Raw genomic sequence first — 16,052 nt, 5'->3', positions numbered from 1 at the left:
TGTCAACTGTGTCAACCAGAGTGTCACCTTACGAGGATGGAGGGCGCAGCGCGGAAGGGGCGGAAAGCCGTAGATGCCGGACCCTTTCGCGCCCCGAAGCGCAAAAGAGGTCCAGCATCCGGCCAGGGCTCCGACTTGGGAAGGTCTCATCGGAACCCCTTGCAGGATCGGGAACGTGGCGAGGTCTGGTCCGGGATTACCACCCCGCCAGATGCCCGGCCCACACACGGACCGGACACCCTCTCCCGATGCTGCATTCTTCCGATTCTCTGCCCGCCAAGAACAGGAATCGGACTTGCTTAAAGTTCCATTTTATGGAACCTTGTTGCACATAATAAGATCGCATCCCGGTTCCGCTGTCAACCCGTCCGTTGCCCTGCACCAGACCGACGATGCCCCGAATGCGGAGAGACCTGCGGACATGCCCTTCCTGCCGATGCGCGCGGCGCTCCCCGTTCCCCTGTTTGCCGGTCTTGTCGGCATCGCCCTTATCGGTATCGACCTTGCCGGAGTTCCCATGGCCCAAGCGAAGGCCCCTGCTGCGTCGGTCGCGGCACCTGCAGCACGGACCTATCCGATCGGCGATCCGACACAGCTGGCAGCCTACATGCCGGGCGGAAGTGGGATCGAGGCGATTGATCCCGCGCAAGGCTTCATCTGGTCCGTCGCCGTGCCAGAGGGGCTCTATCGCGTTACTGTGACGCTTGGCGATTCCCATCGCGCGGCACACACCACCGTCAAGGCGGAAAGCCGCCGCCTGATGCTGCGCGACGCAGCCACCCGCGCCGGGCAAAGCGTGGCACGCAGTTTCCTCATCGATGTGCGCCGCCCCGATCTCCCCACCGATCCGCACGGCGCGCCAAGCCTTCCCGATCACGTCCTGCTGGACGCCGACGACATCGCCAGCCGCGACTGGGACGACCGGCTGAGCCTCGAATTCCTCGGCACGCCAGCCGTGTCCTCGATCCGTATCGAGCCTGCACACGCGCCGGTGATCTACCTTGTCGGCGATTCGACGGTCGCGGACCAGTACGCAGAGCCCTATGCCAGTTGGGGCCAGGCGCTCCCGGCGCTGTTCGACAATGGCGTGGCGGTATCGAACCATGCCAAGTCCGGCGGCACGATGAAATCGCTGCTCGGTCAGTTGCGGCTGACCAAAGTGCTGTCGCGAATCCAGCCCGGCGACTGGCTGTTCATCCAGTTCGGCCACAACGACCAGAAACAGAACTGGCCGCTGACCTACCTCGACCCTAAAACCACCTACCCCGCCTATCTGCGCGCTTACATCGCCGAGGCCCGCGCGCACGGTGCAAACCCTGTGCTGGTGACATCGCCGGAACGCCGCAACTTCGATGCCGCCGGTCACATCACCGATACGCTCGGCGCCTATGTTCAGGCCGCAAGGCAAGTCGCGGCGCAGGAGCATGTCCCGCTGATCGACCTCAACGCCGACAGCCGCGCGATCTACGAAGCGCTGGGCCCTGCCCTGTCGCCCCGCGCCTTTGCCATGGAGGGGGCGGACCGGACCCACAACGACAACTACGGCGCGCTGCTGCTAGCCAGCGCCGTCGCCGAACGCGTGCGCGAGTCGATTCCCGCCCTCGCCGCGCACATCACCGCACCGCCGTTCGATCCGGCCTATCCTCCGCTGCCCGACGCGCTGAAAACACTCGAAAGCCTCAGCCACACCACGGAAAAGCCAAAAGGCAACTGACCCGGCGATTGACGCATGCCCAAATGATGATTACCATCATGCGGAACTTATAACCAAATAATGAAACCATAAATCGAACGGGAAAGAGGACAGGGATCGTGCAGCTCCACGCTTTCAGAATGCGACTGAAGCCCGGCAACCTCGATGAGTACCGCCGTCGCCACGATGAAATCTGGCCCGAACTTGCCGAACTGCTGCACCAGGCCGGCATTCGCGATTACTCGATCTTCCTCGACGAAGAGACGCTCGCGCTGTTTGCAGTCCTGCGTCTCGAAGAGAACAACAGCTGCGAGACCTTGCCCGATCATCCGGTGATGCAGCGCTGGTGGGAATACATGGCGCCGCTGATGGAGGTCGAACCCGACAACCGGCCGCAAGAACGCGCTCTGCCGCTCATGTTCCACATGGATTGACCCCATGATGCCGCGCGCCTTTTCCGCCCTCTTGATGCTGTCCAGCGCATTGATCGCGCCGGTTGTCGGCGCCCCGGTCGCGATGGCGCAAGAGGCGCACGCGCTGCCCGATCCCGCAGCACCTATGCAAAAATTCGGGCGCGTGTCCTACGATGCCCGCTCGCTCATGATCGACGGCAAGCGGCAGATCATCTGGTCGGGCGAGTTCCACCCGTTTCGCTTGCCCAGTCCCGACCTATGGCGCGACGTGCTGCAGAAGATGAAGGCAAGCGGCTTCAACACCGTCGCGCTCTATTTCGACTGGGGCTATCACTCGCCCAAACAGGGCGTCTACGATTTCTCCGGCATACGTGATCTCGACCGGCTGCTGGACATGGCGCAGGAGGAAGGCCTCTACGTCATCACCCGCGCCGGACCTTACGTGAATGCCGAACTTTCACGCGGCGGTTTTCCCGGCTGGCTGGTCAACCAGAAGGCCCGCGCCCGGACCGACGATCCCGAATACATGGCCGCCGCCGACGAGTGGCTGGATCACGTCAATGCGATCATCGCGCGGCACCAGATCAACGGAGACGGTCATGGCCACTCGGGAACGGTGATCCTCCACCAGATCGAGAACGAACTGGCGCTGACCACGCCTGCGCAACGTCGCTACATGGACCATCTCTACGCCAAAGCGCGGGCGGACGGCATCACGGTGCCGATCTTCCATAACGATCAGGGCCGCAATGGCTACTGGGTACCGAAAAGCTCCGGCGTCGAAAAAACCGTAGAGGGCCCGAACGACCTCTACGCCTTCGACGGCTATCCCGGTGGCACCTGCACCGTGGCCGGCAAGCCGACCCGGGGATCAGCCGCACCGGACTGGGGCTTCTACGGCCCCGGCGGCGCGAAGGGCGGTGCATCTGCATCCCCCAGAACGCCCGGTTTTCTGGCGGAGTTCGGCGGCGGCTGGTTCGACTACTGGGGCTCCAACGGCAATTACGAGTGCAACGCGATCCAGCGCGGCAATCGCTACCAGCGGGTGTTCTACGGCACCAACCTTGCCAACGGCATCGACATCCAGAGCTTCTACATGACGTATGGCGGCACCAGCTGGGGCTGGCTGCCTGCGCCCGTGGTGTTCTCCAGCTACGACTACGGCGCCGCGATTTCCGAGCCGCGCAACATCCGGCCCAAGGCGCTGGAGATGAAGCAGCTGGGCGAGTTCATAGCCTCAGTGCCGGACCTTGCAGGCATGGTCCCGGCAGGGCCAGTCGAGATTTCCTCGCCATCGGTTCAAGCCTACCACAACAGGAGCCCGGAAACCGACGCGCGGTTCCTGATGGTCACGCAAAAGCCCTCGAACAGCGACGGCAATGACCGTTTCACCGTTACAGCAAACCTTCCGGACGGGCGTTACACCCTTCCGCTGCAACTCAATGGTTTCGATGCGAAATGGCTAATCGCGGGCGTCAATCTCGGCGGCCAGCGACTGGTATATTCGACCTCGGAGCTGCAATCCGCCTCCAAAGCCGGAAGTGCTGACCTTCTGCTCCTTTACGGTCGCAAAGGGGAGCCCGGCGAGACCGTGCTGCGCTATGCATCGTCGCCCAAGATCGACGTAGTCGAAGGCAAGGCAGAGAGTAGCTTCAACGCAGCCAAGGGCGACCTAAAACTCACTTACACGCATCAGGGCCGGACCGTGGTGCGCGTTTCGGGCGGTGGACGCCCTCCCCTCACGCTGCTGCTCACCGACGAGACGGAAGCGCAACTTTACACCCGCATTGCGACCAGTGGCGGCGTTGTGTTGGCACGCGGCCCCGAACTGGTGCGCAGCGCAGCGATCAAGGGAGCCGCCCTCGCTTTGACCGGCGATACCAATGCCAGCACACCTTTGGAGGTCTGGGCTCCCGACACCGTACGTTCAGTCCGCTGGGATAGCGAAGCCATTCCGGTGAAACCTACTGCATCGGGCAGCCTCGCATCGAACCGACCTTTGGCTGGCCCCGCTCCGATCACGCTGCCCAGCCTCGACCGTTGGCGCATGGCGCAAGGTTCACCCGAAGCTGCCCCCGGTTTCGACGATAGCTCATGGCAACTGGTTGGCAGCAAACGCGGCGCCAGCATCACGGCACGCCCCGATGGCCAGCCCGACATGACCATGGACGCCTATGGCTTCCACGATGGGGACGTATGGTATCGCGGTCGATACGAAGGCGCCGATGCCGCTCGCGAATTGACGCTGGCCTACGGGCTGGGTGGCACCGGTCTCCTGCAGGTGTGGATCGACGGCCAGTTCATCGGCGAGGCAGAAACGCCCGGCGGCCTGCCCCGGCCGATCACGACCGGCATGAAGACCTTCGCGCTGCCAGACAGCGCCCGCAGTCCCGGCGCGCACGTCATCTCGGTCATGACGCGCAGCGACGGACACAACTGGGATCTCGATTCCGATGACTTCCACAAGGAAGCGCGCGGGTTGAACTCGGCCTCTCTCGCCAGCCCTGGTGGGCGCAGCTTCACCGTCCCCGTCGCGTGGAAAATCCAAGGGGCTCGTGGCGGCGAGGATCTTCCCGATCCCGCACGAGGCCCTGCCAACAACGGCGGCCTTTATGGCGAGCGCATCGGCTGGTATCTGCCCGACTTCGACGACACGAAGTGGCAAAGCGCCAGCCTTCCTGCGGCCACGGCAAAGCCCGGCACGACCTGGTATCGCACCCGCTTCGATCTTGCAGTTCCCAAGGGACAGGATGCCACGATCGGTGTGTCGATCGGCACCACCGAGCTGCCCCGCTCTCCCGGCCGCTACCGGGTACTGGTGTTCGTCAACGGCTGGAACATGGGTCAATTTATCGCCCATGTCGGCCCCCAACGGACATTCCCGGTGCCGGAAGGCATCCTTAACCACCACGGCACCAACACGCTTGCCCTGGCTGTGACATCCGACGGTGCCTCCGGTGATGCACTGGAGGCCGTTCGCCTCGTCACGCTGCGCAATTCGCGCGGCGGCCTGCCGGTTCACATGGTCGATGCCCCCCGGACACCGGAACAGCTCAAATGAACATTCTCAATCCCATTTCTCTCCCGCGCGAGACACAAGCCGCCGGGACTTTCAGGAGACCCCACTTGGCCGCCCTTACGCACGACATTCCGCGCGAGGACATCGTCCGCTCCATCGATCTGCTGATGGACAACCTCGTCAACATCAAGGACGAGACCGGCGAATTCCTCCTGCACCTCGAAGACGGCCGCGTGATCGACACCAAGGGCTGGGCCGGATGGGAATGGACCCACGGCGTCGGCCTCTTCGGCATGTGGCGTTATTTCGAGCAGACCGGCGATGCCAAGGCACTGGGCATCATCAAGCAGTGGTTCGAGGATCGCTTTGCCGAAGGCACGCCGACCAAGAACATCAACACGATGGCTCCGTTCATTACGCTCGCCTATCTCTACGAGTACGAGCCTGACCCGCGCTACATCCCTTATCTGGATACATGGGCCGAATGGCTGATGGCTCCGGATGGCCTGCCCAAGACAGAGGAGGGCGGCTTCCAGCACATCGTCTACAATGACGAGAATCCGGGCGAGATGTGGGACGACACCTTGATGATGTCAGTGCTGCCCCTCGCCAAGATCGGCCTGCTGTTGAACCGCCCACAGTACATCGAGGAAGCCAAGCGCCAATTCCTCGTTCACATCAAGTACCTGTTCGATCGCAAGACCGGGCTGTGGTTCCACGGCTGGGACTTCACCGATCGCCACAACTTCGCCGAAGCGCTGTGGGCGCGCGGAAACTGCTGGGTGACGATCGCCATCCCCGAGATCATCGAAATCCTGAACCTGCCTGAAGGGGATGCTTTCCGCACTTTCCTGATCGACACGCTCGCCGCGCAGGTAAAGACGCTGGCAGAGACGCAGGATGCGGAGACTGGCCTGTGGCACACGCTCATCGTCGATCCGACCAGCTATCTGGAAGCCTCGGCCACCGCCGGGTTCGCCTATGGAATCCTGAAGGCCGTGCGCAAGGGCTATCTGCCCCGCCATTACGAGGCTGTGGGCATCGCAGCAATAAAAGGCGTGCTCGCCAATATCGACGAGACCGGCGAACTGCAGCAGGTGAGCTTCGGCACCGCGATGGGCGACACGATGCAGTTCTACAAGGACATCGCCCTCACCTCGATGCCATATGGCCAGAGCCTGGCGATATGCGCGCTCGGCGAATTCCTGCGCAGCTATATTTAACTTGAAACGTCGCGCTCCGGCGCGGCACATTAACTCCGACAAGAAATGGCGGCAGCGGTCCTTCAAGAGACCGTCCCGCCAGAGCCGGACAACCGGCAAACCATGGTAGAGGATGCCCGCGATGCCAGAACAAGACGGCAGCCCCACGCGACAGGTGCGCCTGACGACTTATCTGGGCTACGGCTCGAACGACGTGCTGGGCGCGGGCTCGATGGCGGTGATTTCCGGCTGGGTACTGATCTTCTACACCCAGTTCTGTGGACTTTCCGCTGCTGAAGCCGGATTGATTTTCGCCGTGGCTCGCGTGCTCGATGCCTTCGCATCGCCGATGATCGGCTATATTTCCGACCACTTCGGCGCGACCGCACTCGGACGGCGATTTGGCCGCCGTCGATTCTTCATTCTCGCCGCCATTCCCCTCTTGCCCAGCTTTGCACTGATGTGGCTGCCCGGCATGCATTTCTGGTACTATCTGGTCAGCTACGTCCTGTTCGAACTGGTCTACGCGATGGAGATCATCCCGTTCGAGACACTCGCGGCCGAAATGTCGAGCGATTACCGCACGAAAGCCAAGTTCGCCGGATCACGCATCCTGTTCGGCCAGGCCGCCGCGATCCTTGCCGGATTTCTTCCGCTCTGGCTCATCACCGCGCTGGGCCGCGACAGCGCCGCGACGTTCTTCTACATGGGCTGCATCTTCGCCGTGCTGTTCATGGCGACCGCCGCCTGTCTGTGGGTGGTCAGTTGGGAGCGGCATATCCCTGCCGCCGCTGATCTGGCTCAGGCACACAAGCCACAGGCTGCCAGTCCTCTCGACGCGATCAAGGCCCTTTATCGCAATCTGTTCTCGACGATGCGCATCCGGGCATTCCGGCTGCATCTGGGCATGTATCTCGGCGGCTATATCAGCCAGGACATTTTCAACGCCGCCTTCACTTTCTTCGTGATCTTCGCGCTGGCAGGATCGACTGCTATGGCCTCGGGCCTTCTGGGGACAATGTACATCGTCCAGTTCGTTGCGGTAATCGTGGCGATCAATATGGCGCTGAGGGCATCCCCCTCCATGGCCTACCAGATCGCGGCGGCGTCGTTCGCGGCGGGGGCACTGATGCTGGTGTTCCTGTGGGCCATGGGCATTTCTGCGAGCGGCCCGATCATCTGGGCACCGATCGTGCTTGCCGGCCTTGGTCGCGGCGCGCTCAACTACATTCCCTGGGCCACGTACAACTACATGGCCGATGTCGACGAGATCGTGACCGGGCGTCGCCGTGAAGGTGCCTTTGCAGGTGTCATGACTTTCGTGCGCAAGGCGACCCAGGCTGCTGCCGTCGCCGGCGTCGGCATCGTCATGGAAGCGGGCGGCTTCGTTTCAGGGGCGCAGGTTCAGTCCGACGATGCCGTCGTCACGATTGCTGCGCTGCTGGGCTTCGGCACCGTCGCCATGCTGATTTTCGGCATTCTGGTCTCCACACGCTTTCGGCTTTCGCCCAAAACCCATGCCATCCTCATGACTGAAATCGAGCACCTGCGCGCTGGACATCGAATACCATCGAGCCCTGAAGCGGGCCGCGTGGTCGAAGATCTGTCCGGCTGGCGATACGATCAACTCTGGGGCCGCAATCCGCTAAGCGATGATGCGCCATCCGAGCTTCGCCCGCATCGCAATGTGAACCTTAATTCCATATCGCGGGATTAATTCTTTCACTCGCCGGCGAGCGCGCTATAACCGGCGACAAGAACACGAATTTTCGGAGAGTCCCATGTTTGAAAAGACCTACCACGCCACGCACCCCGACATGATGCAGTGCGTCGACAATGAGGACCTGCGCGATCGCTATCTGGTTGGCGGCATGTTCGAGCCCGGCAAGGTCTGCCTGAACTACTCTCATAACGAGCGTTTCGTGATCGGTGGTGCTGTTCCGGCCGGCGGCTCGATCAAGCTGCCGGAACAGAGCGAACCCGCTTCGGCCAAGGGCCACCCCTTTCTCGAACGGCGCGAGGCCGGCATCGTCAACATCGGCGGCCCCGGTGCCATTGTCGTTGACGGCACGCGGTACGAAATGGGCAACAAGGAATGCCTCTACGTGCCGATGGGCACGAACGAGGTCATCTTCGAAGGCGCCGAAGCGCGCTATTACATCGCCTCGCTTCCGGCCCACAAGGTGTGCCCGATCAAGAAGATCACGCTGGCCGAGGCGAACCCGCTGGAGCGCGGCGATCTGGCCAACTCCAACCACCGCACGATCTATCAGCTGGTCATCCCTGGCGTATGCGAAAGCGCGCAGCTCCTCCTCGGGCTGACCGTACTGGAAACCGGCAGCGTATGGAACACCATGCCACCCCACCTCCACGACCGTCGCAGCGAGATCTACCTCTACTTCGACCTTCAGGGCGGCGACCGCGTGTTCCACTACATGGGCGAGCCCGAAGCAATGCGCCACATCGTCATCGAGAACGAAGAAGCCGTGATCTCGCCTCCGTGGTCCGTCCACATGGGTTCGGGCACCAAGTCCTACGCCTTCATCTGGGCAATGGGGGGCGAGAATCTCGATTATACGGACATGAACGTCCTCGACATCTGCCAGCTTAAGTAAGCTTCCAGGCAAGAGGGCAGGACATGGCCATATCCTTCGATCTGACCGGCAAGACGGCGCTCGTCACCGGTGCCAATACGGGCATCGGACAAGCGATCGCGGTCGCCCTTGCCGAGGCCGGTGCCGACGTTGCCGTCGCGGGCCGCTCGGAACCTTCCGAAACGCTGGAGAAAATTGCCTCGACCGGCCGCAAGGCCGTCAACATTAGGGCCGATCTCTCCACGATCGCTCCGGTCCACCGCGTCGTCGATGAGGCCCTCGCAGAGCTGGGGCGCATCGACATTCTCGTCAACAACGCCGGGATCATCCGTCGCGACGACCTGCTCCAGTTCTCGGAAGAGGACTGGGACGCGGTCATTGATACCAATCTCAAGACGCTGTTCTTCCTCAGCCAGGCCGCTGCCAGAGACATGGTTGCGCGGGGTGCCGGCAAGATCATCAACATCGCTTCCCTGCTGACCTTCCAGGGTGGTATCCGCGTGCCAAGCTATGCTGCGGCCAAGTCCGGTGTCGGCGGTGTGACCAAGGCGATGGCAAACGAACTGGCGCCTCAGGGCGTGCAGGTCAATGCCATCGCACCGGGCTATATCGCGACCAATAACACCGCCGCCCTGCAGGCCGATGAAACGCGCAGTCGCCAGATTCTGGAGCGCATTCCCACAGGCCGCTGGGGACGACCGGAAGACATTGCCGGCGCGGCCGTGTTTCTCGCCTCTCAGGCCTCCGATTATGTCACAGGACAAGTACTGGCAGTCGACGGCGGTTGGCTTGCGCGCTAAGAGGTCTGTCCACATTGTCTGACCGGATATCGTTACGATGACTCGCATCGCCTGCTTCGGCGAACTTCTCTGTCGCTTTTCGCCTCCGGGGCGGACGCTGCTGCGCACGGCAACCAGCCTTGATCTGCATGTTGGTGGGGCAGAGGCCAACGTCGCGATCGGCCTTGCCAGCCTGGGGCATTCCACCAGCATGATCGGCCTTATTCCGGAGGACGGCCTCGGCGACACCGCGCTCGTTGCCTTGCGCGGTGCCGGCGTTGACTGTGGCGGATTGCGGAGAGAGCCGGGGCGTATGGGCCTCTATTTCCTGACCCCCGGTGCCAGCCTCCGGTCATCCGAAATCGTCTATGACCGGGCAAACAGCGTCTTTGCACTTGCCGCTCCTGAAAGCTGGGATTGGGCTTCCCTGCTGGATGGCATGGACTGGTTGCACCTGTCAGGCATCACCCCAGCCCTGGGCCCCGGCCCTGCCCTGGCGGCCGTCACTGCCGCGAAGGCCGCCAGGGCCAAAGGCATGAAAGTGATCTTCGACGGCAACTATCGCGCGCGGTTGTGGGAGGCATGGGACAGCGATCCCCGCGCGACCCTGACCGAACTGGTCAGCCAGGCAGACATAATGTTCGGCAATCACCGCGATATCTCGCTACTGCTAGGCCAGACGTTCTCAGGCGACGGGCCGGAACGACGCCGGGATGCCGCACTCGCAGCATTTGCCGCCTTCCCCAACCTCTCGCTGATTGCGTCCACGGCAAGACATCTCGTCGATGCCGATCATCATCGGCTCGCCGCCCGGATCGATACCCCTTCCCGGCATATCCAGACGAACGAACTCTCGATAACCGGGATCATCGATCGCATCGGGGGAGGTGATGCCTTCGCGGCCGGCGTCCTGCACGGTCTGCTTTCAGCGCCCGACGACATCGAGCATGCTGCACGTACGGGTCTTGCTATCGCCGCGCTCAAGCACAGCCTTCCCGGAGACGCGAGCCTGTTCGGGATCAAGGATCTCATGGCCTTTGTGGAAGGCAGTCTCGACGTCCGGCGCTAGTAGCGCCACTATCAGCGAACCCGGAAACCCACCGCCTCGCTGATTTCGGCAGCCGTCTTCACCACCTTGGCAATCAGCGCATCAGCGATATCATCGGTAAGATAATGCGCGGCACTGGCAATGGAGATCGCGATAGCCACCTCTTTCTTGGCATCGCGCACCGGCACTGCGATCGATCGCACGCCGTCGCCCAGTTCGCTATCGTGAAAGACATACCCACGGGCGTGGTGCCTGCGCATAGTCTCCATCCACGCCTTCAGGCGCGCGGATGAGATCTTGCCATCGTTCGCCTGTCGATAGAGCGACTCCCAAGTCGCCTCATCCTCGTCAAACAGCAGCGCCTTGCCAAGTCCCGTCTCGGCAATCGGACGGCGATCCCCCGGCGCCGTGGCAACGCGAAGGCGCTGACGGCCAGTCACGCGATCGAGATGTCGTGACCAATCGCCTTCACGCTTGCCCACGAAAACACAAAATCCCGTCTCCTCGGACAAACGTTCCATGAACGGGCGCGCAACCTGTACGTAGTCAATCTGTTCGGTTGCCATCACGCCAAGTTCAAGCAGTTTCGGACCCAGCCCGAAACCCTCGCGCGTTACCGAAAGATAGCCGCGGGACTTCAGAGCATGAACGAGGCGATGCGCCGTCGTCTTGCTCATTCCCAGCTTGCGTGCCAGATCAACGGCGCGGATCGGACCATCGATCACTTCATCGAGAATATCGAGCGCACGCATCAGCGTCTGCGTGCCCTTCACTTCGATTTCGGGCTTGTCTTCGGTAGCAGTTGCCATATGCGTGGTGCCATTATCTTATACCATCCCACTTTGCGGGACGATGACCCATAATTCCACTTGATCTAGAGCATCGCCACGCGCCGTCAACCGCTTCCTGTGCGCAACGGTATCGCACACGTTGCTCATACGCATCCGGACGCGTAACCTGGCTTCCTGTTCCCATCTCAACCGGAGTTTCCCGATGGCCGCGACGAACCGTACACCGGATCAGGAACTCGCTCGGCTGCTGGCCATCATGGCCCGCCTGCGCCACCCCGAGACCGGATGCGAGTGGGACCGCAAACAGACATTCGCGACGATTGCGCCTTACACAATAGAAGAAGCGTACGAAGTCGCCGAAGCCATCGCTCATGACGACCTCGTTTCACTGCGCGACGAACTGGGAGACCTGTTATTTCAGGTCGTGTTCCATGCACGCATGGCGGAAGAACGCGGCGCATTCGCTTTCGCTGACGTAGCCGCCGCGATTTCACACAAGATGGAACGCCGCCATCCACATATTTTCGGTGACGTGAACGACCAGCCCGATGTTGAAGGCGTACATCGGCGCTGGGAAGAGATCAAAGCATCCGAAAGAGAAGCAAAGGGCGAAACCAGCGCGATTGATGGCGTCGCCGTGACGCTCCCTGCCCTGATGCGTGCAGAAAAGCTGCAGAAGCGTGCAGCACGCGTGGGCTTTGACTGGCCCGAACCCCACAGCGCGGCAGCCAAAGTTGCTGAGGAAGTCGCCGAACTAGCCGAGGCCTCTCCTGAAGAAAAGCTGGAAGAGGCCGGCGACCTGCTGTTTGCTGCCGTCAATCTCGTGCGGCTCAACGGTATTGCCCCGGAAGACGCCTTGCGTGCGGCGAATGCCAAGTTCGAACGGCGCTTTCGCTCGATGGAACAGTTCGCCAGCGAGGACGGGCATGATTTCGCTGCACTCACTCTGGACGAACAAGAGCAGTATTGGCAGGCCGTCAAACGATCAGAGCGAACGGTAACGGCCTAACTCGCGCTCGGTCAGACGTACTTCGATACGGAGCATGGGGCCTTCGGGCCCTTCGCCTCCATCGGTCTCGCTAAGGACTTGCCCACGCGCATGCAAATAAGCGAGGCGCTGTCCGTCACCTGCCGAAATCAGGAATGTATAGACTTTCGCATCCACTGTAAGCCTGTGGCCAACCACATCGAGCAGCCTGTCACAGCCCTCTCCAGTCAGCGCCGATAATGGAACGATGGTTTCATCGGGACGATGTTCAACCGCCTCTTCCAGTTCAGCGACGCGTTCGGCGCTCAGCAAATCCCACTTATTCCAGACCTCGATAATCGGGATCGCGCCGTCGATGTTACCATCCTCGTCAGGCAGCACGCCAAGATCGGCCAGCACATCCAGCACCTGCCGTTTCTGCGCATCGGTATCGGGATTGGCGATATCGCGCACATGCAGAATGACGTCGGCGGCAGTCACTTCCTCCAGCGTTGCACGGAAGGCGGCAACCAGCTGGGTCGGGAGATCGGAAATGAAGCCCACGGTATCCGAGAGTATCGCCTTTTCTACCGCAGGCAAGCGAACCGCCCGCATCGTCGGGTCAAGCGTTGCGAAGAGCAAATCCTGCGCCATCACTTCTGCGCCGGTCAGGTAATTGAATAGCGTGGACTTGCCGGCATTGGTGTAACCGACGAGCGCAACGATGGGCCAGGGCGCCTTCTCACGACGATCCCTATGCAATCCTCGCGTACGGCGCACTTGCTCCAGTTCGCGGCGGATCTTCGCCATGCGGTCGCGAATCATTCGACGATCCGCCTCGATCTGGGTTTCACCGGGACCACCGAGGAACCCGAAACCACCGCGCTGGCGCTCAAGGTGCGTCCAACTTCGTACGAGGCGCCCCGCCTGATAATCGAGATGCGCGAGTTCTACCTGAAGGCGGCCTTCCGCTGTCGCCGCGCGCTCACCGAAAATCTCCAGAATAAGCCCGGTACGATCGATGACCTTGCGTTTGAGCTTCTCCTCAAGGTTGCGCTGCTGAATGGCCGACAACGCGCCATCAACGATAATCAGCTCAGCCTCATTCAATTCACAGGCTACAGCGATATTCTGGATCTGCCCTTCGCCAAAGAGCGTGCCCGCACGAGGTTCCCGGATCGGGATTGCCATCGCTTCGACGACTTCCAGGCCGATCGCCAGCGCAAGGCCACGCGCTTCTTCAAGGCGCGCTTCGGTATCGAGATCGCTTATAGGGCCACGTGGCCCTCGCATTTGCGGATAGGCCACGAGGACACGCGCACCGCGCGTGACCTCGCCCTTCAATTCATCTGTCAATGCCGGTCAGCTTTTTTCTGAAATGCCAGTTCAGTCGTCCTGCGCTTCTTCGTGCGCCTGCAGATCGACCGGTGTAACCGGCTGGATAGTCGACACAGCATGCTTGTATGCCAGCTGAACGTAGCCCTCACGCTCCAGCAGCATGCAAAACAGGTCATACGCGGCAACGCGCCCCTGAAGCATGACGCCGTTGATGAGGAACATGGTCACCTGCACGCTCGCACTGCGAATGCTAGACAGGAACACATCCTGAAGAACGCGAGTCTTCTTGGAGCCTTCCGGACCACCGAACTGGTTCACATCGACCGGGGTCGAAGGCATGATCGTCGAAATCGCATGCTTATAAACAAGTTGCGACTGACCATCACGGCGAAGCAGGATCGAGAAATTGTCGAACCAGGTCACGATACCCTGGAGCTTCACGCCCTTGACAAGGAACATCGTGACAGGTGTCTTGTTCTTGCGCAGCAGGTTCAGGAACTGATCCTGAAGGTTTTGCCCTTTACCGGCCGACGATCCGGCGCTTACCGGGCTTGCTGCGGCCGGCGTGGCAGCAGTCGCTTCCTGCGCTGCAGGCTCGGATTTTGGACGTGCTGTCAGCGTACGACCAGCCATCTCGTCATTCTCCTTCTTTTTGGCAGCCGCCTATGCGGTCCGCAATCTGGTCCGTGCTACCCACTTGGACCGTTGGAGGCGGAAAGCTACCTCCTTGCTGCAATGCAGTAAACGGGTAAAATTGTCCCAGGCGGTTACGTCTCGACCGAACCGTCTTCATCGCCTTCCAGTTCGCCCTCCCGCCGTTCGGACATACCCAACAGCTTGAGCTTTCGATGCAAGGCTGAGCGCTCCATGCCGATAAAAGACGCCGTGCGCGAGATATTCCCGGAAAATCGGCGGATTTGCACCTTGAGATACTCGCGCTCAAAGCTTTCTCGAGCCTCGCGCAAGGGAGCGCTCATCATGACTGACATGCCTGAATCGCCTTGACTGCGTGTACTGAAAATCTCCGGCGGCAACATGTCAGCGGAGATTTCCTCCAGCTTTTCCCGCGGCGCCATAATGACCGTCCGCTCAACGACATTGCGCAGCTGCCGAACGTTGCCGGGCCACTCATACGCCTGAAGCGCCGTCATCGCCTCGGCGCTTACAAGCGGCGGGATGACCCCCTGCTCGCTGGCATAGCGCGCAAAAAAGTGATCGATGAGAGCCGGAACATCTTCGCGCCGCTCACGCAAGGCAGGGATAGCGATTGGCACGACGTTCAGACGATAGAATAGATCTTCGCGGAACCGCCGCTCGGCTATCTCTTTCTCCAGATCGCGCGAGGTTGAGGAGACTACACGAACATCGACGCGTATTTGCCTCGTTCCGCCCACGCGCACAAACGCCTGATCCGTCAGCACCCTCAGGATTCGCGCCTGAGTGGAGAGCGGCATATCGGCCACTTCGTCGAAATAAAGTGTTCCTCCATCGGCCATTTCAAGGAGACCAGGCCGAATAAGCGCGCCATCGGCCTCCTCTCCAAACAATTCCTGCTCGAAACGCTCGGGCGTGATCCGCGCGGAATTGACGCTGACAAAGGCATTGTTGGCTCGCGGTGACCACGCATGGAGAATGCGTGCAGCCACTTCCTTGCCGGAGCCGGCAGGCCCAGTGATCAGCAGGCGGCTTCCGGTGTTCGCTACCCGCTTCAGCGTCGCTCGCACCTGATTGATCGCACTGCTGGAACCCGTAAACTCCTCATTACCGGAATAATCTTGCCGCAATTGCTGGTTCTCGCGCCTTAGGCGCTCGGTCTCAGTCGCCCGCCCGACAAGGTGCAAAAGGCGCTCAGCCTCGAACGGTTTTTCGATGAAGTCCATCGCACCACGACTGATCGCGGCAACTGCAGTGTCGATGTTGCCATGTCCGGAGAAAATGATGACCGGCAGCTCAGGCTCTCGCGCCTTGATCGCATCAAGGATTTCGAGCCCATCCATTGGGCTGCCGTGAAGCCATACGTCGAGCAGAACCAATGACGGGCGGCGTGCATCGACGGCCGCCAATGCCGCGACGCTGTCGCCTGCGGTACGGCATTCGTAACCTTCGTCACTCAGGACGCCAGCGACCAGCTCGCGGATGTCGCGCTCGTCGTCGACGATCAGGATATCAAGAGCCATGGGGGAATTTCTCGATGTGCTTGGGGGGAAA

General features: G+C 61.3%; 13 protein-coding genes. 9 read left to right on the top strand and 4 right to left on the bottom strand.

Annotated elements, in window-relative coordinates; all coding sequences use genetic code 11:
* The first annotated feature begins 421 nt into the window (after positions 1-421).
* From AC3EC3_RS03525 to AC3EC3_RS03490, 8 genes are all read left to right on the top strand, one after another.
* Positions 422-1,714, top strand: a complete 1,293-nt coding sequence (locus AC3EC3_RS03525) for a rhamnogalacturonan acetylesterase (RefSeq protein WP_488488290.1) — start codon at positions 422-424, stop codon at positions 1,712-1,714.
* Between the two features lie 98 nt (positions 1,715-1,812).
* Positions 1,813-2,127 carry an L-rhamnose mutarotase gene (gene rhaM, locus AC3EC3_RS03520; RefSeq protein ID WP_488488289.1) on the top strand — a complete coding sequence of 105 codons (315 nt, stop codon included), beginning with the start codon at positions 1,813-1,815 and terminating at the stop codon, positions 2,125-2,127.
* A 7-nt stretch (positions 2,128-2,134) separates the two neighbouring features.
* Positions 2,135-5,167 carry a glycoside hydrolase family 35 protein gene (locus AC3EC3_RS03515; RefSeq protein ID WP_488489186.1) on the top strand — a complete coding sequence of 1,011 codons (3,033 nt, stop codon included), beginning with the start codon at positions 2,135-2,137 and terminating at the stop codon, positions 5,165-5,167.
* Between the two features lie 65 nt (positions 5,168-5,232).
* Entirely contained in the window at positions 5,233-6,348 is a 1,116-nt protein-coding gene (gene bglB / locus AC3EC3_RS03510) for a beta-galactosidase BglB (protein ID WP_488488288.1), read from the top strand.
* A gap of 121 nt (positions 6,349-6,469) precedes the next feature.
* Positions 6,470-8,044: an MFS transporter gene (locus AC3EC3_RS03505; RefSeq protein WP_488488287.1), complete on the top strand. Its 1,575-nt coding sequence runs from the start codon at positions 6,470-6,472 to the stop codon at positions 8,042-8,044.
* A gap of 64 nt (positions 8,045-8,108) precedes the next feature.
* Entirely contained in the window at positions 8,109-8,942 is an 834-nt protein-coding gene (gene kduI, locus AC3EC3_RS03500) for a 5-dehydro-4-deoxy-D-glucuronate isomerase (RefSeq protein ID WP_488488286.1), read from the top strand.
* A gap of 23 nt (positions 8,943-8,965) precedes the next feature.
* A complete protein-coding gene (kduD, locus tag AC3EC3_RS03495) occupies positions 8,966-9,721 on the top strand; it encodes a 2-dehydro-3-deoxy-D-gluconate 5-dehydrogenase KduD (RefSeq protein WP_488488285.1) in 756 nt (251 codons plus the stop codon).
* Positions 9,722-9,758: 37 nt separating this feature from the next.
* Positions 9,759-10,769 carry a sugar kinase gene (locus AC3EC3_RS03490; RefSeq protein ID WP_488488284.1) on the top strand — a complete coding sequence of 337 codons (1,011 nt, stop codon included), beginning with the start codon at positions 9,759-9,761 and terminating at the stop codon, positions 10,767-10,769.
* Positions 10,770-10,780: 11 nt separating this feature from the next.
* Here AC3EC3_RS03490 and AC3EC3_RS03485 read toward each other — a convergent pair whose 3' ends face one another.
* A complete protein-coding gene (locus AC3EC3_RS03485; RefSeq protein WP_488488283.1) occupies positions 10,781-11,557 on the bottom strand; it encodes an IclR family transcriptional regulator in 777 nt (258 codons plus the stop codon).
* Between the two features lie 184 nt (positions 11,558-11,741).
* Here AC3EC3_RS03485 and mazG point away from each other — a divergent pair, with 184 nt between their 5' ends.
* Entirely contained in the window at positions 11,742-12,548 is an 807-nt protein-coding gene (gene mazG, locus AC3EC3_RS03480) for a nucleoside triphosphate pyrophosphohydrolase (protein WP_488488282.1), read from the top strand.
* Here the strand turns inward: mazG and hflX are convergent.
* The 3 genes from hflX to ntrX all read right to left on the bottom strand — a co-directional run bounded on the left by hflX (position 12,525) and on the right by ntrX (position 16,021).
* Positions 12,525-13,862, bottom strand: coding sequence for a GTPase HflX (gene hflX, locus AC3EC3_RS03475; RefSeq protein ID WP_488488281.1), 1,338 nt, complete (start codon positions 13,860-13,862; stop codon positions 12,525-12,527). The two genes, mazG and hflX, sit on opposite strands and share 24 nt — an antisense overlap.
* A 30-nt stretch (positions 13,863-13,892) precedes the next feature.
* Entirely contained in the window at positions 13,893-14,477 is a 585-nt protein-coding gene (gene hfq, locus AC3EC3_RS03470; protein WP_488488280.1) for an RNA chaperone Hfq, read from the bottom strand.
* A 134-nt stretch (positions 14,478-14,611) separates the two neighbouring features.
* Positions 14,612-16,021 (bottom strand): nitrogen assimilation response regulator NtrX, encoded by a 1,410-nt coding sequence (gene ntrX, locus AC3EC3_RS03465; RefSeq protein ID WP_488488279.1) that lies wholly within the window; start codon positions 16,019-16,021, stop codon positions 14,612-14,614.
* Positions 16,022-16,052: the final 31 nt, after the last annotated feature.

Source organism: Novosphingobium sp. BAM6 (genome assembly GCF_057784955.1).
This window is presented reverse-complemented; position numbering and strand designations above follow the sequence as displayed.